At 72.0% G+C, this 25,730-nt stretch carries 23 protein-coding genes; 12 read left to right on the top strand and 11 right to left on the bottom strand.

Translation table 11 applies throughout. The features are described 5' to 3' along the window. Positions 1 to 97: 97 nt before the first annotated feature. Complete coding sequence (locus PSD17_RS00505) at positions 98 to 1,285, bottom strand: M24 family metallopeptidase (protein WP_339120890.1); 1,188 nt, start codon at positions 1,283 to 1,285, stop codon at positions 98 to 100. Between the two features lie 522 nt (positions 1,286 to 1,807). Here PSD17_RS00505 and PSD17_RS00510 point away from each other — a divergent pair. Further along, positions 1,808 to 2,401 (top strand): carboxymuconolactone decarboxylase family protein, encoded by a 594-nt coding sequence (locus tag PSD17_RS00510; protein ID WP_103380795.1) that lies wholly within the window; start codon positions 1,808 to 1,810, stop codon positions 2,399 to 2,401. A gap of 81 nt (positions 2,402 to 2,482) precedes the next feature. Here the strand turns inward: PSD17_RS00510 and PSD17_RS00515 are convergent, their stop codons facing one another. Next, on the bottom strand, positions 2,483 to 3,271 hold the full coding sequence (locus tag PSD17_RS00515; RefSeq protein WP_103380796.1) for an N-acyl homoserine lactonase family protein: 789 nt from the start codon (positions 3,269 to 3,271) through the stop codon (positions 2,483 to 2,485). Positions 3,272 to 3,728: 457 nt separating this feature from the next. Between PSD17_RS00515 and PSD17_RS00520 the strand changes: the two genes are divergently transcribed. From PSD17_RS00520 to PSD17_RS00535, 4 genes are all read left to right on the top strand, one after another. Continuing rightward, on the top strand, positions 3,729 to 3,899 hold the full coding sequence (locus tag PSD17_RS00520) for a hypothetical protein (RefSeq protein ID WP_013674382.1): 171 nt from the start codon (positions 3,729 to 3,731) through the stop codon (positions 3,897 to 3,899). A gap of 121 nt (positions 3,900 to 4,020) precedes the next feature. Further along, positions 4,021 to 4,416 carry a nuclear transport factor 2 family protein gene (locus tag PSD17_RS00525; RefSeq protein WP_013674381.1) on the top strand — a complete coding sequence of 132 codons (396 nt, stop codon included), beginning with the start codon at positions 4,021 to 4,023 and terminating at the stop codon, positions 4,414 to 4,416. Between the two features lie 7 nt (positions 4,417 to 4,423). Continuing rightward, complete coding sequence (locus PSD17_RS00530) at positions 4,424 to 5,257, top strand: mycofactocin-coupled SDR family oxidoreductase (protein ID WP_103380798.1); 834 nt, start codon at positions 4,424 to 4,426, stop codon at positions 5,255 to 5,257. A gap of 25 nt (positions 5,258 to 5,282) precedes the next feature. Then, on the top strand, positions 5,283 to 6,110 hold the full coding sequence (locus tag PSD17_RS00535) for an LLM class F420-dependent oxidoreductase (RefSeq protein ID WP_013674379.1): 828 nt from the start codon (positions 5,283 to 5,285) through the stop codon (positions 6,108 to 6,110). Between the two features lie 146 nt (positions 6,111 to 6,256). On the opposite strand, the gene PSD17_RS00540 is transcribed toward PSD17_RS00535, so the two are convergent. Genes PSD17_RS00540 through PSD17_RS00555 form a run of 4 tightly spaced genes read right to left on the bottom strand, consistent with a single transcriptional unit; the run spans position 6,257 to position 10,848 of the window. Beyond that, positions 6,257 to 7,258: a cyclase family protein gene (locus PSD17_RS00540; protein WP_339120894.1), complete on the bottom strand. Its 1,002-nt coding sequence runs from the start codon at positions 7,256 to 7,258 to the stop codon at positions 6,257 to 6,259. A gap of 19 nt (positions 7,259 to 7,277) precedes the next feature. Beyond that, on the bottom strand, positions 7,278 to 9,392 hold the full coding sequence (locus tag PSD17_RS00545) for an acetate--CoA ligase family protein (RefSeq protein ID WP_013674377.1): 2,115 nt from the start codon (positions 9,390 to 9,392) through the stop codon (positions 7,278 to 7,280). Continuing rightward, positions 9,389 to 9,709 carry a Zn-ribbon domain-containing OB-fold protein gene (locus PSD17_RS00550; RefSeq protein WP_013674376.1) on the bottom strand — a complete coding sequence of 107 codons (321 nt, stop codon included), beginning with the start codon at positions 9,707 to 9,709 and terminating at the stop codon, positions 9,389 to 9,391. The genes PSD17_RS00545 and PSD17_RS00550 overlap by 4 nt, the downstream gene beginning before the upstream one ends. Further along, positions 9,706 to 10,848, bottom strand: coding sequence for a thiolase family protein (locus PSD17_RS00555; protein WP_013674375.1), 1,143 nt, complete (start codon positions 10,846 to 10,848; stop codon positions 9,706 to 9,708). The genes PSD17_RS00550 and PSD17_RS00555 overlap by 4 nt, the downstream gene beginning before the upstream one ends. Positions 10,849 to 10,975: 127 nt before the next feature. On the opposite strand from PSD17_RS00555, the gene PSD17_RS00560 reads away from it, so the two are divergent. Continuing rightward, the gene (locus PSD17_RS00560; RefSeq protein WP_339120897.1) at positions 10,976 to 12,619 is read left to right on the top strand and encodes a flavin-containing monooxygenase; all 1,644 of its coding nucleotides are present in this window, start codon (positions 10,976 to 10,978) and stop codon (positions 12,617 to 12,619) included. A gap of 31 nt (positions 12,620 to 12,650) precedes the next feature. Further along, positions 12,651 to 13,499 carry a mycofactocin-coupled SDR family oxidoreductase gene (locus PSD17_RS00565; RefSeq protein WP_013674373.1) on the top strand — a complete coding sequence of 283 codons (849 nt, stop codon included), beginning with the start codon at positions 12,651 to 12,653 and terminating at the stop codon, positions 13,497 to 13,499. An 84-nt stretch (positions 13,500 to 13,583) separates the two neighbouring features. Here the strand turns inward: PSD17_RS00565 and PSD17_RS00570 are convergent, their stop codons facing one another. Next, positions 13,584 to 14,117, bottom strand: a complete 534-nt coding sequence (locus tag PSD17_RS00570; RefSeq protein ID WP_013674372.1) for a DoxX family protein — start codon at positions 14,115 to 14,117, stop codon at positions 13,584 to 13,586. Positions 14,118 to 14,160: 43 nt separating this feature from the next. After that, complete coding sequence (locus tag PSD17_RS00575; protein WP_013674371.1) at positions 14,161 to 14,550, bottom strand: YciI family protein; 390 nt, start codon at positions 14,548 to 14,550, stop codon at positions 14,161 to 14,163. A 188-nt stretch (positions 14,551 to 14,738) separates the two neighbouring features. Between PSD17_RS00575 and PSD17_RS00580 the strand changes: the two genes are divergently transcribed. Further along, a complete protein-coding gene (locus PSD17_RS00580; RefSeq protein WP_013674370.1) occupies positions 14,739 to 15,221 on the top strand; it encodes a flavin reductase family protein in 483 nt (160 codons plus the stop codon). Positions 15,222 to 15,224: 3 nt separating this feature from the next. Further along, complete coding sequence (locus tag PSD17_RS00585) at positions 15,225 to 17,216, top strand: LuxR C-terminal-related transcriptional regulator (RefSeq protein WP_339120898.1); 1,992 nt, start codon at positions 15,225 to 15,227, stop codon at positions 17,214 to 17,216. 2 nt (positions 17,217 to 17,218) lie between these two features. Here PSD17_RS00585 and PSD17_RS00590 read toward each other — a convergent pair whose 3' ends face one another. Then, on the bottom strand, positions 17,219 to 18,742 hold the full coding sequence (locus PSD17_RS00590) for a 4-hydroxyphenylacetate 3-hydroxylase family protein (RefSeq protein WP_013674368.1): 1,524 nt from the start codon (positions 18,740 to 18,742) through the stop codon (positions 17,219 to 17,221). 142 nt (positions 18,743 to 18,884) lie between these two features. Between PSD17_RS00590 and PSD17_RS00595 the strand changes: the two genes are divergently transcribed. The 3 genes from PSD17_RS00595 to PSD17_RS00605 all read left to right on the top strand — a co-directional run bounded on the left by PSD17_RS00595 (position 18,885) and on the right by PSD17_RS00605 (position 23,257). Next, on the top strand, positions 18,885 to 21,158 hold the full coding sequence (locus PSD17_RS00595) for a helix-turn-helix transcriptional regulator (protein WP_339120900.1): 2,274 nt from the start codon (positions 18,885 to 18,887) through the stop codon (positions 21,156 to 21,158). A gap of 165 nt (positions 21,159 to 21,323) precedes the next feature. Beyond that, the gene (locus PSD17_RS00600) at positions 21,324 to 22,178 is read left to right on the top strand and encodes a dioxygenase family protein (protein ID WP_445260980.1); all 855 of its coding nucleotides are present in this window, start codon (positions 21,324 to 21,326) and stop codon (positions 22,176 to 22,178) included. Continuing rightward, positions 22,175 to 23,257: a maleylacetate reductase gene (locus tag PSD17_RS00605; protein ID WP_339120902.1), complete on the top strand. Its 1,083-nt coding sequence runs from the start codon at positions 22,175 to 22,177 to the stop codon at positions 23,255 to 23,257. Before PSD17_RS00600 ends, PSD17_RS00605 begins: the two co-directional genes overlap by 4 nt. Before the next feature lie 5 nt (positions 23,258 to 23,262). On the opposite strand, the gene PSD17_RS00610 is transcribed toward PSD17_RS00605, so the two are convergent. Both PSD17_RS00610 and PSD17_RS00615 read right to left on the bottom strand, forming a co-directional pair. Further along, on the bottom strand, positions 23,263 to 24,123 hold the full coding sequence (locus PSD17_RS00610; RefSeq protein WP_013674364.1) for an MIP/aquaporin family protein: 861 nt from the start codon (positions 24,121 to 24,123) through the stop codon (positions 23,263 to 23,265). 238 nt (positions 24,124 to 24,361) lie between these two features. Continuing rightward, complete coding sequence (locus PSD17_RS00615) at positions 24,362 to 25,618, bottom strand: MFS transporter (RefSeq protein WP_339120903.1); 1,257 nt, start codon at positions 25,616 to 25,618, stop codon at positions 24,362 to 24,364. Between the last annotated feature and the right edge of the window lie 112 nt (positions 25,619 to 25,730).

The following is a 25,730-nucleotide window of genomic DNA, read 5'->3' on the forward strand; positions in this document are numbered from 1 at the left end:
CTGGTGGCGGGCGACGAGGAGCGCAATCACGCTGGGCGTGTCGTCGGTCCGTGAGATTGAGTCACCTGCGGACGCCCCGCGCAACAGCCGAGCGAGGTCAGCATTGCGCGACCGACCAGCCACGGGCCCCGTCGCCGAAGGCCCGGTGTCCGTCGTCGGTGACGACGACGGTGTCCTCGAGCTTGATGAAGCCGCGGGTCGGATGCAGCAGCGTCGTCTCGATCGAGAGGACCATGCCCTGCTCGAGCGGCTGGTCACCGTGGTCGTTGGGGTAGGGCACCGGGCCGGTCGCGGTCAGTCGCGGCGCCTCGTGGCTGATGAGCCCCATCCCGTGCGCCACGAAGGAGGTGCTGGCGGCGAACTCACCGCGACGGACGACCTCGTCGGCGGCGTGGAAGATCTCCTCGCCCCGGGCGCCCGGTCGGATCGACCGGCGCGCGGCCTGCTGCGTCTCGTCGACGTGGCCGAGCAGGTCCTGCAGCTCGCCGTCGGGCTCGCCGAGGACCGCCATCCTGGCCAGGTCGCCGATGTAGCCGCCGAGGTTGCCGCCCGAGTCGAGGCACAGCACGTCGCCGCGCCGCCATGCCTGGTCGGACGCGCCGCGGTTGGCGCTGCTGCCCATGCTGACCAGGCAGTACTCGAAGATCAGGCCGCGAGCCGTCTCCTCCCTGCGCAGTGCTTCGACAAGCTCGTGCTTGGTCGTCCCCACACCGTGGCTGCCGAAGACCGCGACCATGGAGTCGACGATCGCCGTCGAGGCCTGCTCGACGAGGGCCAGTTCCTGCGGGGTCTTGCGCGCCCGCAGCCGCTCCAGCGCGAGGTAGCCGTCGGCGACGTCGACCTCGGGGTCCTGGGTCAGCCGCAGGTAGGCGTCGGCCGGCAGGAACGAGGGCTCGATGCCCACGGTGACCGCTCCGGGGCGGACCCTGCGCAGGTGCGCGAGAGCACGGTCGACGGCATCGACCGCGCCCCAGCTCGACAGCTCCACCTCGGAGACCCACAGCGGACGGTTGTCCAGCTGCCAGTCCTCGGTGGCGTTGCCGATGTAGGCCGTCGCCTCCGGACGGCCCCGGACGTAGACGACGACCGGCAGGTACCGGCTCACCCCGATGGCGTCCATGTAGTCGAAGAAGAAGTAGCGATGACCGCCGAGCAGGTACTGCACGTTGTGCTTCGACGTCGCCAACAGCGCGTCGAGCCCGGCCCGCTCCATCAGCTCGTCGAGCCGGCGGTGATCGAACGCGGGTGCCACCGCCGGCGCCGGCGGCGCGGGTGCTGCGGACATCTCGTACTCCTCAGACCGAAATCACGGGCGACTGTCGCCTGTCGACCGACGACACTATGAGCGGCGCCACAGCCCTGTCAACGTGCCCGTCATGTTCCGTTCACGGCTGTCCCAACCTGGGACAACTCCGCCGAGCGGTAGCGTGGCGACCATCGCCGCGCCCCGGAACCGGTTGCGTGCCGTCCCGTGGATCGCCCGCTCCGGCGCCGCCGCGCCCGCAGCACGTCCGTCGAGGAGGACCTGGCCCTGATCCGCGCCGGCGGCGGGTTCGCCGATCTGCGCCGCGGTCGGCCCGTCGACCCGGGCTGCTCGCCGAGCCCCTCGCGGCCCCCGGGCGGACCCGTAGCCGGTCCCGACCGCGTGCGGGGTCCACCGCCCGCCGTGGGACGGCTGCCTACCTCTCGTGCTCCGGCGGCCATGTGCCCGAAGTTGGGACACCTCCCCTCGCACCCCCCGGTCCGACGATGGGCCATCGGTCCGGAAACCACCCGGTCCGGACGACGAGGTCGACGAGGAGACAACATGGCTCGGATCGCGCCCGCGGCACCAGAGGTGTACACGCCCCTCATCGGTGACGACGTGCCGCTCGTGATGAAGATCCACGCCCGGGCCACCCGCCCGGAACGGGTCCGGACACTGGTGACGTTCTTCGGCGCGTGGATGACCGACACGTCACTGGCGCCGCGTCTGGTCGAGCTGGTGCGGTTGCGGATCGCCTTCCACAACCAGTGCCGCAGCTGCATGGCGATGCGCTACGACCACGCGACGCTCGACGGGGTCGACGAGGACCTCGTGTGCTCGCTGGAGAAGCCCGAGGAGGCACCGAACCTGACCGACGCCGACCGCGCCGCGCTCGACTACGCGGACCGGCTCGCGACGAACCACCTGTCGATCGACGACACGGTGTACGACGACCTGCGGAAGTACTACAGCGACGGCGAGATCGTCGAGCTGGGCCAGATCGCCGCGATCTGTGTCGGTCTCGGCCGTCTGGACGCGACCTGGGACCTGCGCGACGACCTCCCCGAGCACTTCAAGCAGCAGGGGCCCGCCAGCAGCGGCACGATCGTCACTCCGTGGGGCGGCGACTCGTGGGTCGAGGTCGCACTGGGCTGAGTGCCCGGGATCGAGCTCCCGGACGCGAACGTGGGTGGCACCCGGGCGGCGCCACCCACGTCGTCGTCGGGGCCCGGCCGCTCACTCGTAGCAGTGCGGGGCGTGGCCGTAGGCGGCCCAGTCCTCGGGGTCGTGGGTGATCCACACCGTCGCGTCGGCGGCGTCGCGCAGCAGCTTGAGCCGGCGCAGGCTGCGGACCGCCTGCTCGGTGTTCGAGTCGATCGGGAAGTGGACCTCCTGGTCGAACGCAGCTCGCAGGTGCGCGGTGTCACCGGTCAAGATGAACGTCCGCGAGGGCAGCCGCACCAGCAGGCTCAGCTCTCCCGGGGTGTGGCCGGGGGTGAACAGCACCGTCAGGCTGCCGTCGCCGAAAAGGTCGACGTCGGTGCCCGGGATGTAGTTCCAGTCGAAGTGCCGGGTCGCCTCGATGTCGGCGGGCCGGAAGAACCCGGCGCCGATCCTGGTGGGCCAGAACGAGAACGGGAGCTCGCCCTCGCCCGCGTAGAACCTCGCCTCCGGGAACAGCGACAGACCGCCGGTGTGGTCGAGATGGCTGTGCGAGGCGATGACGTGGGTGACGTCGGTGGTCCTGTAGCCCAGGGCCGCGAGTTGGCGGTCGAGCCGCTGCTCGGGCCTGACCTCCAGCCGGGTCATGGTCGCGAGCTCGCCGTAGACGGCCTCGGGGTCGTCGTGGGCCTCGGGCACCAGGCCGGTGTCGAACAGGACCAGTCCCTTCGGATGCTCGATGAGGTAGGCGGGCAGCGGGACGGTCAGCTCACCGCTGAGCCCGTACATCAGCGTCGAGGCGTCCAGGGTGAAGCTGGGCGAGTCGAGCGCCCACAGCCGCTTGCACGTTGCGGAGGACGGCATGGTTCTTCCTTTCGCCTGATCTCGGCGCGGGATCGGTCGGGGAGCCTCCCCGATCCGGGTGAGGACGCGGGAGACGGCATCCGTCGGTCCCGGTCACGGAATCTGCACCGTAGGCGGGCGCCGCGCGGGAATGGTGTGTGATTTCGGGACACCGGCGCGATTCCGGTGTGCCAGAGTGGCACAGGTCCGCAAACGGCGGCGCTGTTCTCCTGTGAGGATGGCCATCCTCGTCGACTATTCGTGCCCCACCTGCGCAGGCCGGTTCGAGAGCTGGTCCGCCGCTCCTCCGCCCGCCACCCGGACCTGCCCGGCCTGCGGCACGCCGGCCCGCCGCGCGTGGTCACCTGTCGGTCTGAGCCGTGGCGCTGCCGGCGGCGGAGAGAGGCGACGGCCCCCGCTGACACCGCCCGAACAGTCCCTCTGCGCCCGGAACCCCGATGTCCTCGGGCTCTGCCACATGACCCCGGAGGCCGGTCGGGCGTGGGTCGCCCGGGTCCGCGGCGACAACCGGACACTCGAGCGCGAGCTCGCCGCACAGGAGGCGGCCGCAGCCGTGCGAACCCCGAAGCTCGAGGACGTCCTCAGCCACAGCCATTCCAGGCCGGCCACCCCCGCACCCGCCGAGTGACCGGGCGGACCGGCGCGCTTGTCCCAAGGTGGAACAACAACCCCCGGAACGCGACTCCTAGCGTCGGTCGTCGGACAGCCGACCACGGCCGGACATGGCGACGAGCGAAAGGTGGCAACTGATGAGTGAGGCCGACAGGCAGGTCGTGAAGGGATTCGTCGACGCCTTCATCCGGGGCGACCTCGAGGACGCCCTGACCAGGCTCGCCGACGACGCCGTCGTCGACGAGGCCGATGGCATGGACTTCTCCGGGAGGTTCACCGGCCCCGCCGGATTCGTGAAGCTGATCGAGAAGATGACGGCCGGCGTCGAACCTCGCATCGACGAGAACTCGCTGATCGACGGTGGAGACGTGATCGTCTCCCGGCTGGACATGACCTTCACCTCGCGAGGTAGCGGCCGTTCGCTGGCGACCCGCGTCACCGAGATCTACACCGTCCGCGACGGCAAGATCGTCGGTCTGGACTCGTTCTACAAGGACCCGGTCGCGATCAACGCTCTCTACAACGAGAAATGAGCTGACGATGGCAGGAAGGCTGGAGGGCAAGGTCGCCCTCATCACCGGTGGTGCCCGCGGGCAAGGCCGGTCGCACGCCGTCCGGCTCGCCCAGGAGGGCGCCGACATCATCACCGTCGATCTCTGTGGTCAGGTCGACACCATCGAGTATCCGATGTCCACACCGGAGGACCTGAAGGAGACGGTTCGCCTCGTCGAGGCGCTCGACCGTCGTATCGTCGCCACCCGGGCCGACGTCCGCGAGTACGCCGAGCTCGCGCAGGCCGTCGACGCGGGCGTCGCCGATCTCGGCCGCCTCGACATCGTCTGCGGCAACGCGGGCATCGTGAGCCTCGGGATGGTCCACGAGCTCTCCCTCGAACAGTGGAACGACATGATCGGTGTCAACCTCACCGGTGTCTTCCACACGTGCAAGGCCGCGATCCCGCACATCATCGCCGGAGGTCGCGGTGGCTCGATCACACTGACCAGCACCGCGGTGGCGCTGCGCCCGGTCCAGGGCGCGGGGCACTACATCGCCGCCAAGCACGGCGTCATCGGGCTCATGCAGACCCTCGCGCTGGAGCTGGCGCCGCACTTCATCCGGGTGAACACGATCCACCCGACCAACTGCGACACGGACATGATCCAGAACCCGGCGCTGCGCAAGGCCTTCGTCCCCGATTCGGAGAACCCGACCCGCGAGGAGAGCGTGCCCGCCTACACGGCCCTCAACGCACTCCCCATCCCGTGGATCGAGCCACGCGACATCTCGAACGCGATCGCGTTCCTCGCGTCCGACGAGGCCCGCTACATCACGGGCATCTCGCTTCCCGTCGACGCCGGGTTCCAGCGGGTCTGACGAACCCATTCACCGAGGAGACGACATGAAGATCGGCATCGGGGCGTTCGTCGCCGACGGGGCCATCCGGCCCGACGTCCTGGGACGCGCCGTCGAGGAACGGGGGTTCGAGTCCCTGTTCGTCACCGAGCACTCGCACATCCCGGTCAGCCGGGAGTCACCGTTCCCGCTGGGTGGGCCCATGCCGGACTATTACGCCCGGCTGCTCAACCCGTTCGTCGCACTCACGGCGGCCGCCGTGGTGACGTCCCGGATCACCCTCGGCACGGGCATCGCGCTGATGACCCAGCGCGACGTCATCTACACCGCCAAGGAGGTCGCGAGCCTCGACGTCGTCTCGGACGGCCGGGTGCTGTTCGGCGTGGCTCCCGGCTGGAACAAGGAGCAGATGCGCAACCACGGCACGGACCCGAGCACCCGTGGCGCGCTGCTCGACGAGCAACTCCAGGCCCTGCGAGCGATCTGGACCCAGGAGGAGGCCGAGTTCCACGGCAGATTCGTCGACTTCGACCCGATCTGGTCATGGCCGAAGCCGGTGCAGAAGCCGCTGCCGCTCTACGTCGGCGGCTGGGGTCCCGCGGCCGCCAGACGTGCCACCGTGCACGGCGACGGCTGGCTGCACGGCGGGGCTCTCGACCCCGACGGGGTCAAGGCGCAGTTCGAGATGCGCGCCGAGTACGCCCCCGGGGCCCCGATGAGCGTCTTCGGCGCCGACGGCGACGATCTCGCCGTCCTCGACGCCTACCGCGACGGGGGCGCCGAGCGCGTCGCCGTCGTCCTCGAGCCGGCGTCGGAGAGCGACAGCCTCGCCCGGCTCGACGAGCTCGCCGGGCTGGTCCGGCGCTACGGCTGAGTTCTCTCCGACACGGCCGCCGTCCCCCACCGGGGACGGCGGCCGCGGCATGTCCGGACCGGGCGCCGGCCCCTGTGCCGGGTGTCGAGCTCGACCCGGGGTCGCGCAGGGCCCGGCGCAGCGGAGGCGGGTCGGGGTCGCGGTCGTCAGCGGATCGCGACGGCGTTGCTCGGCGAACCCACGCCGCCGGTGAGGTTGAGCGGCGTCGCGACGAGCATGCAGTCCCAGCGGCCGTCGGCGGCGCAGGCGGCCGCGAGCTCGTCGAGCGCCCACAGCTCGCCGAGGACCATGCCCAGCAACGGGATCAGCACACGATGCATCAGCCCGCTGTGCGGGATCCGGTCGGTACCGGCGCGCTCGGCGGCGGTGAGGAACGGCGAGTCCTCGGGCGCGGGCCACGCCTCGACGGCGAACGTGTCGCTCGCGACGACCGCGAACCTGTTGTCCCACAGCCACTCGACGGTCTCCAGGGACGCCGCCAGGCCGGAGGCCCGCAGCGGTGTGAGCGCGCGCCTGCCGTCCGGGTCGAGCTCGTGGAGGTAGTGGTGCCCCCAGCCGGTGCGGACCATCAGGATGTCGCCCGGTCGCAGCTCGACGCCCTGCCCGGCCGCCGCCTCGACGACCGTTGCGACCTCGATCGGCTCACCGGCGTCGTGGTCGATGAGGTGGCCGCGAGCCCGCAGGTGGGCCTCGACGTCGACCAGCACCCCGCGCCCGACGATGCCGTGCTCGGAGTAGCGGTTCACCCCGAGCGTCGGCAACCCCGGCTGCAGGCGGCCGGGATCGGTCCCGTTGTAGAAGCCGTGCTCGGGATGGGCGAAGTGGCGCAGCCCGTCGAGCTGGCTGCTGCCCTGGGTGTAAAAGCCGTCGAGGTACTCGTCGCGGTGATGCTCGTTCGCTCCGAACATCGTGTGCCGCAGCAGCTTGCGGGCCGGCGCGGGTGGCGGGTCGAACGCCTCGAGCGGGTGGTCCAGCCGGATCCGCTCCCCCGTGCGCACGAGCGCCGCGGCGTCGCGGACCCGTTCGGGCGTGAGGTGGTTGAGAGTGCCGATCTCGTCGCCGGCGCCCCAGACCCCCCACGCGGAGCCGGGAGGAGCGTCCGTCCGCGCGAGGAGCTGGGCGTAGGTCGGGAACGTAGGGTCGGTCATCGGCTGATCGTCGCCCGGATCAGAGCTCCGCGCCGCCGTCGACGAGCACGAGCGCGTCGACCGCGACCGCCCCCGCGCCGACACCGCGGTGCAACATCACCGGGTTCGCGTCCACACTCGCGATCCGCGACCCGGGCCGCACCATCTCCCGACCGAGCCGCACGGCCATGTCGACCCACGCGTCCACGTCGGCGGCCGCGTCCCCGCGCACCGGGCCCAGCAGTGGCGCCATGCGCAGCGAGGCGACCGCCGCGCGCGCGTCGGCGGCGGTGAACGGGGGCAGGAGCACCCGGACGTCGGGCACGGCCTCGACGCCCGTCCCGCCGGCGCCGAGCACGACGACCGGCCCGAACGACGGGTCGAGGTGCGCACCGACCATCACCTCGAGTGCGCCCCTGACCATCGGCGCGACGAGCACCGCGCCCTCGGCGACCCCGTTGCGCGCCATGATGTCCACGACGTCGCGGGCGGCCCGCGCGACCTCCTCGGCGTCGGTCAGGCCGAGCCGCACCAGGCCCAGGTCGGACTTGTGAGTGATCGCAGCGGTACAGCCCTTGACGACGACGGGCACGCCCCCGAGCGCGTCGAACGCCGCGACGGCCGCGTCCGCGTCCGCACAGCGCGTGGCGGCGACGGTCGCGAGGCCCAGCGCAGCGAGCGCGGCGAGGCTGTCGGCCTCGTCGAGGGTGTGCACCGAGGCCCCGGGGCGGCGCGTCGAGAGCCGGCCGCGGCCCGGAGCAGCCGCGGCGATCTCGCCGTGTCGCCTCACCTGCGCCAACGCCGCGACGGCGGCGCCCTCGTCGTCGAACACGGCGAGCCCTGCGTCGCGGAAGACGGCACCCACGTCGGGCTGGGCGATCGCCACCGCCACCGGAACGCCGCTGTCCTGCGCGAACGCGCGCACGTCGGCGGCGATCGTCGCGACGTCGTAGCCGCGGCCGGCGACCGGGATGCCGACGACGCACGCGTCGACCCCGGGGTCCGCGCCGATGACCGGCAGGACCTTGCCGAACAGGCTGCTGTCGGTCATCAGGGCGGCGGTGACGTCGACGGGGTTCGCGGTCGCCGCGAACGCCGGCAACGCCGCGCCCAGACGCTCGCGGCTGTGCGTGGTGAACGTCGCCAGGTCCAGGTCGTGGTCGGCGGCGGCATCGGCGGCCAGCACACAGATCGCGCCGGAGTTGCTGACGATCGCGAGCCCCTGTTCCCCTGCGGCGGGCGAGCGGGGCTGTGCGGCACCCTGGAGGTAGAGGTCGACCGCGGCGGTCAGGTCCGCGGAGTGCCGGGCCCGCCAGATGCCGAGCCGTTCGAAGAAGGCGTCGACGACGCGCGTCTCGTTCGCCAGCGCCCCGGTGTGCGAGGCGGCGGCGCGCCGGCCACCGGCGCTGCGCCCGCCCGCGAGCGCGACGACCGGCACGCCGCGGCTCGTCGCCACGTCGGCCAGCTCCTCGACCGCGGCCGGGTGCCGGATGTCCTCGAGGTAGAGCACCAGGAGCCGGACGGCCGGGTCGGCCACGACCGCCGCGGCGAGCTCGGCGGCGCTGACGTCGGCGTCGTTACCCGTCGCGTGGGCGTACCGCACGCCGACCCCCCGCCGGCGCAGGACCCCGTAGGGCACCGAGCACATCGCTCCGCTCTGGCTGACGACGGCGACCGGCCCGTCGGCCGGCGGCAGCTCGGTGAACATCGTCGAGAAGCCGAGCACCGCTCCGGACCCGAAGCTCGCGAGACCCTGGGTGTTGGGGCCGACGATGCGCATCCCGGTTCGGCGTGCGGCGCGCAGCATCTCCTCCTGACAACGGCGGCCGTCGGGATCGGGCGTCTCGCCGAACCCCGAGGACATGACGACGCAGCCGCGCACCCCGAGCCGCGCGCAGGTCTCGACCGCGTCGACCGCAGCCTGCCCCGGGACCGCGACGACGGCGACCTCGGGAACCTCGGGCAGGCTGTCGACCGATCCGAACGCGGGCAGGCCCTGGATCATCGGACGGCTCGGGTTGACCGGGTAGAGCGCGCCCCGGTAGCCGAGCGTCGTCATGTACTCGATCGGCCGGCCGCCGATCTTGTCGGGGTTGTCGGAGGCGCCGATCACGGCGACCGACCCCGGGGTGTGGAAGAACGACAGGTCGGTCACGTGCTCTCCGCCTCGAAGTAGGGCACCGCGACGGGCTCGCCCGCCTCGGCGTGGAACGTCAGCCGGACGGCGGTGCCCGGCCGCAGCGTCGGGTCGCAGCGGCCCAGCACCCGCACACCCTCGGAGAGGTCGACGAGTGCGATCGCGCCCCGGTCCCCCACCGTCGTCGCGGTCACGCGGCCGCCGCCCTCGCTGATGCGTTCGTTCACCGGCCCGCCGCAGCGCGGGCAGCATTCGCGGCGCAGGTACCAGCGGTGACCGCAGTCGTCGCACCCGCTCACGACGACGCGCGGCTCGCCGTCGGTCCAGTCGTTCACGCTGCACCTCCCGATGTGCGCAGGACAGCGGTGACGTGCGCGGACATGACGCCGCCGTCGGCGTGCACGAGGCCCTGCGCGGCGCCGCCGACCTGTCGGTCACCCGCCTCGCCGCGCAGCTGCAAGACGACCTCGACCAGGTGCGCCATCCCGCCTCCGACGCCGCAGTGTCCGTAGGACAGCAGCCCGCCGTGGGTGTTGACCGGCGTGGGGCCGTCGAGGTCGAAGCAACCGTCGGCTGCCGCGGCCCCGGCCCGTCCGGGCCGTGCGAGTCCGAGTTCCTCGAGCAGGAGCGCGAGGGTGATGGTGAAGCTGTCGTAGATGCCGAAGACGTCGACGTCGTCGATCTCGACGCCGGCCGCGGTCAGCGCCCGCCCGGCCGACAACCGGGCCCCGAACTCGTGCGGATCGGCCTCGCTGATGTGCTGGTGCAGGTGGGCCTGTCCCGTACCCGCGATCTCGACGTCACGCGCCGAGCCGCCGGGCCCGACCAGGACCGCGGCCCCGCCGTCGGAGATCGGGCAGCAGTCGAGCAGATGCAACGGCGCGGCGACCGGGCGGGAGGCCACGACGTCGTCGACGGTGACCGGCTCGCGGAACTGTGCGCCGTCGCGGCGGGCCGCGTGGGCGCGCATCGCGACCGCGAGCGGAGCCAGCCCGTCGCGCGGGTCGAGGCCGTGCTCGTGCAGGTACGCCGAGGCGAGGAGCGCGTAGTACTGCGGCACGGTCGCCCCGATCGGCACCTCGTAGCGGCGGTGGCCGACCTGCGCGAGGGTGCTCGTCGAGACCTGCGTGCTCTGGCCGCTGGCCCTGTCCTCCCCGGCGACGACGAGCACCGTCGAGGCAGCACCGGAGTCGACCAGGGACGCCGCCTGCGCGACCATCGCGAGCCCCGTCGCGCCGCCCACGGCCGCGCCCAGCGCGACCCTCGGTGTGATTCCGAGGTACTCCCCCAGCAGGTTCGCCGGCATCAGGTGGTCGAGCGTCGTCGCATACCCCACGATCAGGCCGTCGACGTCCTGCGGGCGCACCCCGGCATCGGCCATCGCGAGCCTCGCCGCGGTCGCCTGCCAACCCGACGCGTCCCTGCCCGGCAGACGACCGAACGCGGTCAGCCCGGCTCCCCGAATCCACGCCATGTTCCCCTCCCTCCGTTGCGCCGACCGTAGGCAACCGCGGCGCCGGGCACTTGTACGAATCTGGAACACGGGCCACGTACCGAATTGGGACAGCACGCTGTGACGGGCGTCGCTGACGATCGGTGCCATGAGCGGACCGACCGACAACCGAGACGGCGTCGAGCCGGTCGAGCTGGATGCCGTCGTCATCGGCACCGGCTTCGCCGGACTCCTCGCCCTTCACGTCCTGCGCAACGATCTCGGCCTCGACGTCCGGGCCTTCGACGACGCGCCCGGCGTCGGGGGGACCTGGTACTGGAACTGCTACCCCGGGGCCCGCGCCGACACCGAGGTCACCGCGTACTGCTACTCGTTCGACCGGGACCTCTTCGACACGTGGCAGTGGAGCGAGCGCTACCCGCGTCAACCCGAGATCCTCGCCTACCTCAACCACGTCGCCGACCGCTACGACCTGCGCCGCAGTATCACCCTCGAGACCCGGATCCTCAGCGCGACGTTCGACGAGGACGTCAACCGCTGGCTCGTCGTCACGGATGCGGGCGAGCGGCTGGCCGCCCGGTTCCTCATCGAGGGCGTCGGCCTGCTGTCGTCGACGAACATGCCGGCCTTCCCCGGCCAGGGGAGCTTCACCGGCGAGATCTTCCACACCGCCCGCTGGCCGCAGTCCGGCACGAGCTTCGCGGGCAAGCGCGTGGGCGTCATCGGCACCGGCTCCAGCGGCGTGCAGGTCATCACCGAGATCGCGCCCGAGGCCGACCATCTGACGGTCTTCCAACGCTCGGCCCAGTACAGCGTCCCGGCGCGCCACGGCGCGATCGACGCGGACTTCCTCGCCTCCATCCGTGCCGACTACGAGGGCTACTGGCAGCACGTGCGCAACTCGATCACCGGCTTCGGCTTCGCGGAGAGCACCACGCCGGCGAGCGCCGTCAGCGACGAGGAGCGTGAGGCGGTCTTCGAGAAGTGGTGGGACCACGGCGGGGGCTTCCAGTTCATGTTCGCCACCTTCAGCGACATCGGCGTCGACCTGTTCGCGAACAACGCGGCGACCGACTTCATCAAGCGCAAGATCGCCGAGACCGTCACGGACCCGGAGACCGCGCGCATGCTGACGCCGACCGACCTCTACGCGAAGCGCCCGCTCTGCTGCGACGGCTACTTCGAGACCTACAACCGCGACAACGTCGCGCTCGTCGACGTCAGGTCCGACCCGATCGTCGAGATCACCCCGCGCGGTGTCCGGACGACGAACGCCGAGTACGACCTCGACGTGATCGTGTTCGCCACCGGCTTCGACGCCGTCACCGGCAATACGCTCAAGATCGCACACACCGGCCGCGGCGGCGTCGACCTCGCCGACCACTGGGCGCACCGGCCGACGACGCACCTCGGGCTGATGACCAGCGGCTTCCCGAACATGTTCATGATGTTCGGGCCGATGGGGCCCTTCACCAACCAGCCGCCCGCCGACGAGGTGCAGATCGAGTGGATCGCCGACGCGATCCGGCACCTGCAGAAGACCGGCATGGACACGATCGAGCCCGCGGCCGAGACCGAGTCGGCGTGGGTCGCGACCTGCGACGAGATCGGGAACTCGACGCTGTTCCCGAAGGTCGACTCGTGGATCAACGGCGCCAACGTCCCGGGCAAGCCCGTCACGATCATGTTCTACATGGCCGGTCTCGGCGCCTACGCCGAGCGGCTGCGCGAGGCCAAGGACAACGACTACCCAGGGTTCCGCTTCACCGCGCCCGCCCGCACCCCCGCCTGACCGCCCACGATTCCCAACCAGGAGGACCGTCATGGGAAAGCTCGACGGCAAGGTCGCACTGATCACCGGCGCAGGGCGCGGTCAGGGCCGCTCGCACGCCCTGACCTTGGCCCGTGAGGGCGCCGACATCATCGCGGTCGACGTGCCGGGCAGTGTCGAGAGCATCGAGTACGAGCTCTCCGGCAGCGACGACCTGGCCGAGACCGTCAAGGGGGTCGAGGAACTCGACCGCCGCATCATCGCCGTCGAGGGCGACGCGCGGTCGCAGGAGGCACTGGACGGGGCCGTCGCCGCCGGCCTGTCCGAGTTCGGCCAGATCGACATCCTGGTGGCCAACCACGGCGTGCTGAGCATCGAGAACTTCTGGGAGATGAGCGAAGAACGCTGGACCCAGATGATCGACATCAACCTGTCCGGCATGTGGCGGGCGGCCAAGGCCGTCGCCCCGCACATGATCGAGCGGGGCCGGGGGGCGATCTGCATGACGGCCTCGATCAACGCGATCGAGACCGGCCCCGGCTACACGCACTACAACGTGTCGAAGGCCGGGGTCGTCATGCTGATGAAGAACGTCGCGCTCGAGCTCGGCGGCTACGGCATCCGCTGCAACGCGATCTGCCCGGGAGCCGCGAACACCAAGATCGTGGACTGGCAGGGGCTCTACGACAACCTGATCTTCCCCGGCGCCGGCCACTCCGATCTCTGGGACGCGACGAGGAACTGGACCGCGCTGAAGGACCGGCGGCTCCTGGACCCTCAGACCCTGTCCAACGGCGTCCTGTTCCTCGTGTCCGACGACGCCAAGGACATCACCGGCGTGGCCCTGCCGATCGACGCGGGCCACCTGATCCTGCCCGGCTACAACCACACTCCCGGCTGAGAGCGGTGCGGCGGGCCGTCCCGGACGGCCCGCCGCCCAGGTCGCCCGGTCTGGGACGACCCGTGTGGCGGGGTGCGGCGTCGGTCAGCCGGTCCTGGCCACGCGGGTCTCCGGCCGCAGCTCCCGGCGGGTCCGCACGATCGGGAACGCGGCCACCACGATCGCGACGGCCGCTGCGATCGCGCCGACCCGGACGTCGGCCTCGAGCGTCGCGAGCCCGAGGACGGCATCGACGGAGTACCCACCGGGACCGGTGAAGCCGACCGTCGCCACCACGACCGCGAGCACCAGCGGGTACTCCCCTCCGCCGCCCGTGTTCCACCGCGAGCCCGACCTCATGGTCGACGCGGCCCCCGCGACCAGCATCGTGCCGGTCCCGACGGCCACGCCCACAGGCGTCGCGATCCCGAGGGCGAGCAGGACCGCGGCGACGAGCTCGCACAGCGACGCGAGCACCGCCATCCGCCGTCCCGGACGCTGGCCCAACGCCTCGAACACCGTCGTCGCCCCGCCGAGTCCCGGCCCGTGGAACCATCCGAGCAGTTTCTGGGTGGCGTGCGCGAAAAGGACGAACCCGAGCAGGGCTCGAACGACCAGAAGTCCGATGTCCGGTCCCATCATCTTCTCCTCGACTCTCGGCGGGCTCGGCCTCCGACCCCGTTCACAGGATTTCGAACCGGGTGTCCGACAGCGTCATCCGCACGTCGAACGAGCCCTCGTTGAGCTGCCACGGGACGATTCGGTACGACCGCAGGCCCTGGGAATGGAACGGGTCGCGATCGGCGATCTCCTTCGCCTCGGCGATCGACCCGGCGCGCAGGACGAGCAGCCCCGAGCCCGAGTAGCGGTAGTCGTCGCCGAGCATCGGGCCCGCGAAGAGCAGCTGGGCCGACCTCTCGATGTCGGAGAGCCACTGCTTGTGCGAGTCGAGGTTCGGCCGGATGTCCTCGTCGGAGGACACTCCCTCGGCCGGCTCGGTGAAACAGAGGAATACCACCTTCTGGGCACCGGAATGGCGCTCGTCGGGCCGTGCCGAAATGTTCTCACTCATGTCCGACTCCTTTCGTCCGACGACCGTGGTCCGGCGTCGTTGTTCCGTCGATGCGGTGCTCCGAGCCGGCCGCCGGCCCGGAAATCACGTGTTCACGCGATGTGAGGTACGCGGCATCGGGGCAAGGTCGCACCGACCCAGTCGAGACAGGTCGGTCGATGCCACGACCACACGTTCCGGAGGTTCCAGTGCCCGCTTCGCCTCTCACCGACGAGACCGTCGCCTTCCGGGCGACGATGTCGCACCTGCCCTCGGGCGTCTCGGTGATCACCACCCGGGCCGGTGACCTGCCCGTCGGCATGACGGCCAGCTCCGTCACGGCGCTCTCCCTCGATCCGCTGCAGTTGCTGGTCTGCGTGGGCAACCATCTCTTCACCCGGAAGGCGATCTCCACCCACGGTCGCTTCGGTGTGAACGTGCTCGGTGAGGCCTCCGGGGACCTCGCCCGCCGGTTCGCCGCGAAGGGCGACCGCTTCGCGGGGGTCGAGTACGACGAGCAGCACGGCGTCCCGATGCTCCGCGACGCGCTCGCGAGCGTGGTCTGCGACGTGGCCACCGAGGTGGCCAGCGGCGACCACACGATCTTCGTCGGCGCCGTGCGCACGTTCGAGCACCACGGCGCCGGTCGCCCGCTCGTCCATTTCCGCGGTGAGTTCGGCCGGATCGCCTGATCGATGGCCGGGCGTCCGGACCCGCCGCCGGCGTGGTCGCGCACCCCCGGCCGCGACGGCCGTCTGATCGGCCGGCTCCGGTCGAGCACCGACGGCGTGGTCGTCGTCAGTGGCCCGGCCGGGGCCGGCAAGAGCATGCTGGTCGACGGATGGGCCCGCGGCGAACGGCACGTCCGGGTCGTCCGCGTCGCCCCGCGGCACAACTCCGCCGACACGCTCCGCCACGACGTCCTCGCCACGGTCGGGGCCGCCCCGGGGCCGGCGGATCCTGACGCCGACTGGTGGCCGGAGCGGCTCGCCCGCGTGCTCGCTGCGGGCCCGTACACCGCCGACCGTCCGTGCCGGCTGGTCCTCGACGGCGCCGACACGATCGCCGACCCGGAGGCGCAGCTGGTACTGCAGGACCTCGTCGAGCGGCGGCCTGCTCTGTTGCGGCTGCTCGTCACGACCCGACACCGCAGCCCGAGCTGGATCGCCCGTGGCCGGGCGTGCGGGTTGGCCACGACGATCACGGCCGACGAGCTGCGCCTGCAGCCGGCCGACGTGCGCGCCCTCGTCGGCCACGACCTCCCTGAGCTGGACGGCTGGGCGCTGGGTGTGGGGCTCGTCGCCGAGCTCGGCAGGCGGGGCGCCGGGCCCACCATCCGGGACTACCTCCGTTCCGAGGTGATGGGCCGGGTGACGACCGAGGTCCGGCACCTGCTGTACGCCGTCTCGGTCGCGGGCGCGACCTCCCCCGCGCTCGCGATCCATCTGACGGGCAACGCCGCCGCCGGCCGCCTGCTCGCACAGTTCGCGGACACGTCGCAGTTCGCGACCGTGGCCGACGGGCCCGTCTTCACCCTCCATCCGGTGCTGTCCGCACACCTGCGCGACGAGCTGGCCGTCGAGCACTGGGAGTCGTCGGTCGCGCTGCGCCGCAGACACGCCGAGTGGCTCGCCACGCACGGCCGACTGGACCTGTCGACCCGCTGCTACGTCGAGCTGGGCGACGGTGGGACGGCGCGTCGCTCGCTGCTCGCCCACTGGCAACGATGCGTGCTGTCGGGACGGCCCGAGGTGGTCCACGACGCCCTCGACACCCTGCCCCCCGACCAGCTGGCGCCGGACCCGCGGACGTGCGTCGTCGCGGCGATGGCCCGGATCGCCGCCGGCGACCACCGCGGCTGGCGGCGATGGATCGACGTCGCGGCGGCCGCCGAGACCACCGAGCTGGAACCGGGTCTGCCCGTCGGGGTCGCCGTCGCCGCGTCCCGACGGCTGGCCGAGGCGGTGACGAGCGGGACGGTGACGAGCGGGACGGTGCCGAGCGGAACGGTGCCGGACCGCGACGCAGATCCTCCGCTGCACGGGCTCTGGATGGCGATCTCGGAGGTCGCCGACGGACTCGCCCTCATGTGGTCGGGCGACGGCGTCGCGGCGACCGCACGCTTCCGGCGGGCCGAGGTCGCGTCCCGGATCTCCGGGGACCAGCTCGCCCTCGTCCATGCGCTCGCCGGACTCGCTCTCACCGCCGCTCGCGACGGCGCCCCCGACACGGACCTGCTCGCCGACGAGGCGATCGCCGTGGCCGACCGGCTCTCGCCGCAGTGCCGGTGGGTCGTGGTGAACGCCCACCTCGCGCTCGCCACCGCGCACCTGTCGGCCGGTGCGGCGCAGAGTGCCCGGGCCGCCGCCCGCACCGTCCTCGAGGTGCTCGAGGCGTTCCCCGACGAGCTGGAGCAGCGGAGCCGGGCCGCCGCCCGCGACGTCCTCGCCGCGCTCGACCGGACCGCGGCGCGCCGCGAGCAGCGCGCACGCGATCTCTCGTCGCGGGAGCAACGGGTGCTGCGGGCCCTCTGCGGTCCGCTGACGCTGCGGGAGATCGCCGACGAGCTCTTCGTCTCGCACAACACGGTGAAGAGTCAGGTTCGGTCGATCTTCCGCAAACTCGGTGTCCACGACCGGGCGGCGGCGGTGGCAGCCGCCCGGTCCTGGAGTACACGGGAACGGTGACATCACACCGCTGCGGCGCTGTCCTGGCGGCGGGCGTACTCCGCCTGCGTCAGGTAGTCGGTGCGGTCCTCCTCGCGGACGGTCTCGATTCCGCAGATCTGCCGCGCGAGGTCGGCGACCGGCCCGGCCGCCGACATCTCGGCCCGCTTCATCGTGAAGGTCCGGATCGCGAGCAGCGGCGTGCCGTTGAAGTTCTCGAACGTCGCCATGCGCGCACCCCAGTCCGACTGGAACAGGTCGCGGATCACCCGGCTGATCTTCAGCCGGTCGTGCGGACGGCCGACCGGCCCCGTGTGCAGGGCCTCCAGCCACGGCCGCAGCGCCGGCTCCTGCCACTGTCCCTCGGAGGGGAACACGAGCGCGGCGCGCCCGGCCAGGTCGACCAGCTCGGCGCTGAGCCGGGCGATGTTCTCCAGGTAGTAGGCCCGGCCGAAGTCGAACATCAGCACGTTGGGCTTGTACGTGCCGCCGGGGGTGAGGAAACCCTCCTCCTCGCAGCCCAGCACGTGCGCCTTGAGCGTCTGGTGAAAGCCTGCGAACTGGGCGAGGCGAGCGGTGACGGGCGGGAGCTGGGCCACCCCGGTGTGCTCGGTGATCAGCAGCGCGAGGCCGAGCATCAGCTCCGCGCGCACCATCTCCCGCACGAGGCCTTCGTAGTGGACCCAGTCGAACACCCGCTGCGGGTAGTACGAGGCGTGCGCCGGGTTCCCGAGGTGGAACACCCGGTTCCACGGGATGAAGACGTTCTCGAAGATGACGGTCGTGTCCAGCTCGTCGCCCTGGGCGGCCATCGGGTGCTCGACGGTCTCGCCGTCACGGACGTTGCTCTCGCGCGACACCATCGTGACGCCGGGGGCGTTCGCCGGCACCGCGGCGAAGATGATCTGCTCCTCGGGGATTCCCGGCCGGTAGAAGACCCCCACGTTGAGGACGTCGCAGAAGACCGCGCCGGTGGCGATCGCCTTCACCCCGGTCACGACGATCCCGTCGTCGGACCGGGACACGACCCGCAGCGCGGGCGACTCGGCCTGCGCCGACTCGCGCGACCGGTCGGTCTGCGGGTCGACGAACGCGATCGCACAGTTGAGGTCGCCGGCCTTGGCCTCCTCGAAGAAGTCCAGGATGCCTGCGGTGAGGTCGCGCCCGTCGGTACCGATGGACTGATCGCTCCACGGCTGCGGATCGTCGACGTAGGTCCGCAGCACCGAGTTGTTGACGTCGGGCGACCGCGGTGCCGAGCCCGCACCGAGCAGCCGCATGACGGTCTCGTGGTAGCGCCGCTTGCGGCGGAGCCCGTCCCTGTCGGTGTTCTTGAACCACATCATCGAGCGCCGGACGCCGTCGTCGTCGACGTAGGTCAGCACCTCCTCGAGGTCCGGGCGGTGGTGCAGGTCGTAGAAGTCGGCGGTCAGCCGGGCGAAGGCCCGCGTCGCGGGATGGGTCGCGACGTTGTCGATCAGCTCGTCGCCCACCCATACCCGGCGGCCGTCGTCGAGAGCGTCCAGATACTGCCTGCCAGTGCGCATCGGAGTCCTTCGTCGGTCGGTGTCGGTCCGGCGAAGTGTGGGTGCGGTCGGGGTGAGAGCCGGGGGCGCGCGCGGCTTTCACCCGGGTGAAAGCCGACCGGCGTCGGGTGCGCCCACCGCGCCGAACGCCCATGCTGGTGTCATGCCGCCCGTGCGTCGGGAGATCACCGAGGCCCTGGCCGCCCTGGACCGGGGCATGCCGTCGGCGCTCCTGGTGGAGCTCGACGAGCGGACCCGCGCATCGGGAGCGTTCGCGCAGCTGACCGCCGCTGCGCGCGCCGCGGCCCACGCCGTCGTCGTCGTGCCGGCGCGGGAGAGCGACGAGCTGTCCGCGACCTCGGCGCTGCTGGAGGTCCTCGCCGGGTCGGACACGGGTGACGCCGACGGCGGCGCCATCGCCGACCGGGTCGCCGAGCTGCTCGACGCGCGGTCACACGACGCGCCGGTCGTCGTCGTGATCGAGAACGCGCGCTGGACCGACCCCGCGACACTGCTCGCCCTGCGAACACTCCCGGAGCGCCTGCGGCACCTCCCCGTCCTGTGGGCCGTCGGTGTGGAGCCCGGATCGTCACGGGTCGACCGCGTCGTCGCCGCGCTGCGCCGGATCGGTGCCGTCACGGTCCCGCCGGAGCCACCCGGTTGGGACGCGGTCGCCGGCGGGCCGGCGGCACTGCTGAAGGTCGGATCGGTGATCGGGATCGAGTTCGACCCGGACGTCGCCGCCCGCATGCTGGGGACCTCCGTGGGGAGCCTCCTCCCGGAGATCGACGCCGCCCTCGCCGGCGGCGTGCTCGTCGACAACGGACCGACGTTGCGGTTCGCCGACGCCCGGTTCCGCGACGACCTCTACGGGTCGCTGCCGTCCTCGGTGCGCCGTGCGCTGCACCACGAGGTCGCCCGCCACACGATGGCGTGGCCGGGTGGGGAGGCTGCGGCCGTCCGGCACCTCGCCCGGTCGACCGGGCGGCTCTCGGACGAGGATCTCGGCATGGTCCGCGGTGCCGTCGGGCGGCTGGCCACCGTGTCCCCGGAAGACGCCGCAGAGCTCGCCTTCCAGGTCAGCGAGCTCTTCGCCGGGTCCGACCCGCACCGTGTCGAGTTCCTGATCACGGGGGCGACCCACCTCGGCCGGACGAGCCGGGTCGGGGAGGCGCTGTCGATCCTCGAGCACCTGCAGGTCAGCGGCCTGGCCACGACGGAGGAGGCGCGACTGCGGCTCGTCGCCGCGCACCTGCACCAGGCGGCCGGTGACGACCACGAGGCGATGGACCACGTCACGCACGCCCTGGCCCTCCCGACCCTCGACGCACACGTCGAGCTCGCGCTCCTGAAGGTCCGCGCCGCCGGTCACGTCAACCTCGGTGAGACCGACGCGGCGATCCGGGTCTCGCGGCCCCTCCTCAGTACTGCCCGCAGCAGTGCCGACCCCGCGACCCGGGTCAGCGCGGACCTGTTCGCCTCACAGCTGGCGTTCAGCCAGGCGAAGGTCACCGCCGCGATCGAGCTCGCGGAGCAGGCGGCCTCGGGTGTCGAGGTGTCGGCCACCAGGCCGCTGCACGCACCGCGGATACCCGAGCTGTGGCTCGCCACCGTACTGCTCTCGTCCGATCGCGCCGACGAGGCGGCCGACCTCCTCCTCGAGGGGCAGCGCCACTACGAACGACGTGGGCTGGGCTGGTCGGCGCCCTACTGGCACACCGTCCGGGCGATCGAACGCTGGATGTGCGACGAGCTCGACGACGCCGCCGCCGAGGCGGAGACCGCGCTGGAGGTCGCCGACCGGCTGGACATCGTGCGGACGCGACGCCTCACCCGGGCCGTCCTGGCCGTCATCGAGGTTGACCGCGGCCGGGTGGACGACGCCCGTCGGGCGCTCGACGGAGCGACGCTCCCCCGCCGACCGAACGCATTCGACATCTGGACGGCCGCCGCGCACCTGCGGCTGGCACCGGACAGTGCCGACGACGCACACCGCTGGCTGGATCGCCACGGCAACCGCGCGCGGCTGATGTCCCTGCCGCCCAGGCTGTGGCCGAGCCTCGTCGTTCCCGGCAGACCCGGGCGTCGCCTCCGCGACGTTCTCTGCGAGATCGGCCGCGCCGCACACGACCAGCGCGTCGTCATAGCCGCCGTGGAGACCGCCACGTCGGCGGACCGGCGGTCGGCGTCCACCCGAGCCGTCGCGACGGGAGAGCGCGCGACGTCCGGTTGGGCCGCCCTGACGGCCTCGGAGCGGCGCGTCGCGCGGCTCGTCGCCGAAGGGCACACCAACCGCGCGATCGCCGAGCGGCTCCACGTCTCCGTCCACACCGTGGGCACGCACCTGCGTCACGCGTTCACCAAGCTCGACATCAACACCAGGGTCGAGCTGACCCGCGTCGCGCTCCTCCGGGGTGACGTCGCCGGCGACGCCTGATCTCCCGTGACATCGCGTGTTCGCGCGATGTGGTGCTCCGGGCGCCCCACCGACAATCGGTCGGGAACCACACCCGGACCTCGGGTCCCAAGGAGGAAGACATGCACGACCACGTCGTCGACGGCCGCCGGCCCGGGGCCGGGGCCCCGGGGGCGAGCGGAGGAGGTGGTCGCGGCGAGCTTCGCCGCGACACCCGACGCCAGGCTGCGTCACGTGATGACCTCCCTCGTCGAGCACCTCCACGGGTTCGTCAAGGACGTGCGGCTCACCAGGGCCGAGTGGGCGACGGCCATCCGGTTCCTCACCGAGACCGGACACATGTGCTCCGACACGCGGCAGGAGTTCATCCTGCTGTCCGACGTGCTCGGCATCTCGATGCTCGTCGAGACGCTCGCGACCCCCTCGGACGGAGTCCTGACCGAGTCCACCGTCGAGGGCCCGTTCCACATGGTCGACTCCCCCGGGCGAGAGCTGGGAGCGTGCATCTCGGGACCTGCCGACGGCGACCCGTGCCTTGTCCTGGGCACTGTCACCGACCTCGACGGCCGGGCGGTACCGGGCGCCGGCGTCGACGTCTGGCAGGCCGACGCGCACGGGTACTACGACGTCCAGCGGCCCGACGTCGACCCCGAGGACAACCTGCGCGGACTGTTCAGCACCGACGGCGGCGGCCGGTTCTGGTTCCGCACCGTCGTGCCGCGGTACTACCCGATCCCGTCCGACGGCACCGTCGGAGAGCTGCTGCGGGCCACCTCGCGCCACCCCAACCGTCCCGCGCACATCCATTTCGAGATCTCGGCCCCCGGCATGCGCACCGTCACGACCCACCTGTTCGTCGACGGGACGCCCTACCTCGACTCCGACGCGGTCTTCGGGGTCAAGGAGAGCCTCGTCCGCGAGTTCACGACGGTCGACGACCCGGTCCGGGCCGCCGAGGTCGGCCTGCCGAACCCCTTCCGGACGGTCGAGTTCGCCGTCGTGCTCGACCGCCACGACCCGATCGGGGAGCGGGCACGATGATCACTCCGCCGCAGCCGTTCGTCCACGAGGCACGGCCGATGCGCGTCCGGTTCGGCGCGGCGCTGGACGCGGTGCTCGCCGACGAGGTCCGCCGCGCCGGGCTGCGCCGGACGCTGGTGGTCTGCTCCCCCGGGCAGGTCGGGCTCGGGGACCGAGCCGCTGCCGCCCTCGGCGAGCTCTCGGCGGGGGTCTTCGCCGAGGCCCGCGTGCACGTACCGGCCGAGACCGTCGAACGCGCCGTCGAGCACGCCGCCCGGGTCGGTGCCGACGGCTGCGTCGCCGTGGGCGGGGGCTCGGCCGTCGGCCTCGCCAAGGCCGTCGCGCTGCACCGCGGACTGCCGATCGTCGCCGTACCCACCACGTACGCCGGATCCGAGATGACGCCCGTCTGGGGCATCACCCGAGACGGGCTCAAGACCACCGGCCGGGACTCCCGCGTCCTGCCCACGAGCGTGCTCTACGACCCCGGGCTCAGCGTCGGGCTCCCCATGCACGTCACGATGACCAGTGGGCTCAACGCGATCGCCCACGCCGTCGAGGCGCTCTACGCACCCGACGCGAACCCCGTCACGTCGTTGCTCGCGACCGAAGGCATCCGCGCGATGACCACGTCGCTGACCCGGATCGCCGACCGCCCCGTCGACCGCGACGCCCGCGCCACCGCCCTCTACGGCTCCTGGCTCTGCGGCGCATGTCTCGGCGCCACGACGATGTCGCTGCACCACAAGCTCTGCCACGCCCTCGGGGGGACCCTGGACCTGCCCCACGCCGAAACCCACGCGGTGCTGCTCCCCCACGCCCTCGCCTACAACCAGGACGCGGCGCCGGTCGCCCGGCGGACCCTTGCCGAGCTGCTGGGCTCGACCGACCCCGCCCTGGCCCTCTGGGAACTGGCCCGCACGCTCGGCGCACCCCGGTCGCTCGCGGAGCTCGGCATGGCTGAGGCGGACATCGGCCCCGTCGCGGAGCAGGTCGTCGCGCATCCCTACGCCAATCCCGCACCCGTGACACCCGAGGGGGTGGACGGACTGCTCCGAGCGGCATGGTCGGGTCGGGTCCCAGGACGAGGAGGCCGGTAACCGGGTCAGGCGTCGGGATCGGTTTCGGTGTCGACGACCCGGCCGGGTTCCGGGCGCTCACCCAGGCGCGCCCGCCCGGCGAGCGTGCTGCCCACCAGCAGGTCGTACACGCAGATGCCCACGACCCCGCCGATCAGCGGACCGACGAGGGGTATCCACCAGTAGTTGTCGAAGTACGTTCCGCCGCCCGGGAACGCCAGCCGGCCCCACCCCTCGATGTAGGTCAGCAGTCTGGGGCCGAGGTCACGGGCGGGGTTGATCGCGTAGCCGGCGTTGGTCCCGAAGCTCAGGCCGATGGCGACCACGACGAAGCCGATCAGGAGCGCGCCCATGTTCGCCCGCGGGGCCTGGTTGCGGCTGTCGACGAGTGCGGCGATGAGCCCGAGCAGCAGCGCGGTCCCGACGATCTGGTCGATCAACGGTCCCCACAGCCCGCCGTGGAAATAGCTCGCCGGGAACGTCGCGAAGATGGAGAAGGTGGACTGCGACTGGGCCCGGTCGGCGATGTTGTTGGCGACGTCGAAGTCGACGATGGCGTCGCGGTAGAGCGCGTAGACGAGCGCCGCCGCGGCGAACGCCCCGAGCACCTGGGCGATCCAGTAGGCGGGGACCCGGCTCCAGGCGAACCCACGTCGGACCGCGAAGGCGAGCGTGACGGCGGGGTTGAGGTGCGCGCCGCTGATCCCGCCCGCGACGTAGACGCCGAGGACGACGGCCAGCCCCCATCCCCACGCGATGATCAGCCAGTTCGCGGGGCCGAATGGTGTCGACTCGCGGCCCGAGCCGGGCAGCCCGACGACCGCGACGGCGACCGAGCCCAGCCCGAACATGATCAGGACGAAGGTGCCGAGGAACTCGGCCAGCATCTCGCCGCCGACACCGGTCCGGAGCCGTGCCAGCCCCGGACCCGCCGCACGATCGACCGTCGTGGACACCTGTGCATCACCTGCCCGAAGTAGGAACGGTGACCGGGCCGAACCCGGCCCACGCGATGCATGACGATACTCAACGATTGCGCTATCGCAACTTTTTGGCTGCTGCCACGGGCCTACGGCGCCGCGGCCGAGGGCATCCGCCCTGCGCGAACGAGGACGAACCGCCGGGTCAGGAGGCGGCGTCGGCCACCGCGCGGTGCGCACGCACCATCGCCCGGGTGGCGAACGGCGAGTATCGCGGCGCCCAGGCGAGCAGCGCGGCGACGGCGAGCAGACCGACCCCGCCGACGGCCACGATCCCGGCGGCCAGCGTCGCGAACCCGGCGACAACCGAGACGACGACGGGCCCCGCCGCATTACCCGTATCGCCCATCAGTCGCCACATCGACAGGAACCGCAGCCGGTTGTCCGGTGGTGCCACGTCCGCACCGAGGGTCATGACGATGCCGGACCCGATCCCGTTACCGAAGCTCATCACCATCGCGACGACGGTCAGCCCGACGATCCCGCTGGTCAGCGGCAGGACGGCGATAGCTCCGCCAAGGACGAGCATCGACGGCACGGCGATGGCGAGCCGGCCGTGGCGGTCCATCACCTTGCCCGCCGGATAGAACAACGCCATGTCCACGGCGCTGGCGATCCCGAACACCAGGCTGGTCGCCTCGGCGGTCAGTCCGATGTGGACCGCCCACAGCGGGAGCACCGTCTGGCGGGCGGCGCGCGTCGCGCCGATCGCGAGCACCGCCGTCCCCAGCGTCATCAGCACGCGCCGATGCGCCTTCGCCGTGGCCAGCAGGCCCTGCCCGGCCCCGACCGGAGCGGCCGCCTTGACCCGCCCCGACCCGGCCGGCTCGATGTCGGGAATGACCACGAGCAACAGCGCCGCGATTCCCGCGGTCACGACGGCGACCACGTAGGCGGCGCGCAACGACGTCAGACCGATCACCGCCGCACCGACGAACGGCCCGATGAACAGACCGACCCGATGCGAACCCCCGAGCATCGACAGCGCCCGTGCGCGCAGGTTCAGCGGCGCCACCTCGGTCAGGTACGCCTGACGCGCGAGATAGAACGTCGCACTGCACATGCCCAGGACGAACAGGCAGACGCCCAGGATCGCCAACGACGGCGCGAAGAAGCAGCCGAGCATCCCGGCCATCGAGACCACACCCGCGAGGACCATCGCGCGCCGGTCACCCAGCCGCGCCGCCAGCGCGGCAGCCGGGAGATCGCCCACCAGCTGACCGATCCCCAGCAGCGCCACCAGGAAGCCCGCGGTCCCCGTGCTGGCGCCGAGGTCGATCGCGGTGATCGCGACGACCGGGATCACCGCGCCGTTGCCGATCTCGAAAACCATTGCCGGGAGGAAGACCGACGGCGCCATCGAACGCAACGTCGGCGGGGCGAGGCGCGGCGAGACCGTCATCGCCGGAGACGCTACCTCTTGGCATAGCTAATGAAACCGAGAGATCCGTCGCACCGGCGCTCACACCTGCGGGCGCCTCCGATCCCGCCGCCCACCCGTCCGACCGAGCCGG

This window comes from Pseudonocardia sp. D17 (assembly GCF_036984265.1).
GTDB lineage: Bacteria > Actinomycetota > Actinomycetes > Mycobacteriales > Pseudonocardiaceae > Pseudonocardia > Pseudonocardia benzenivorans.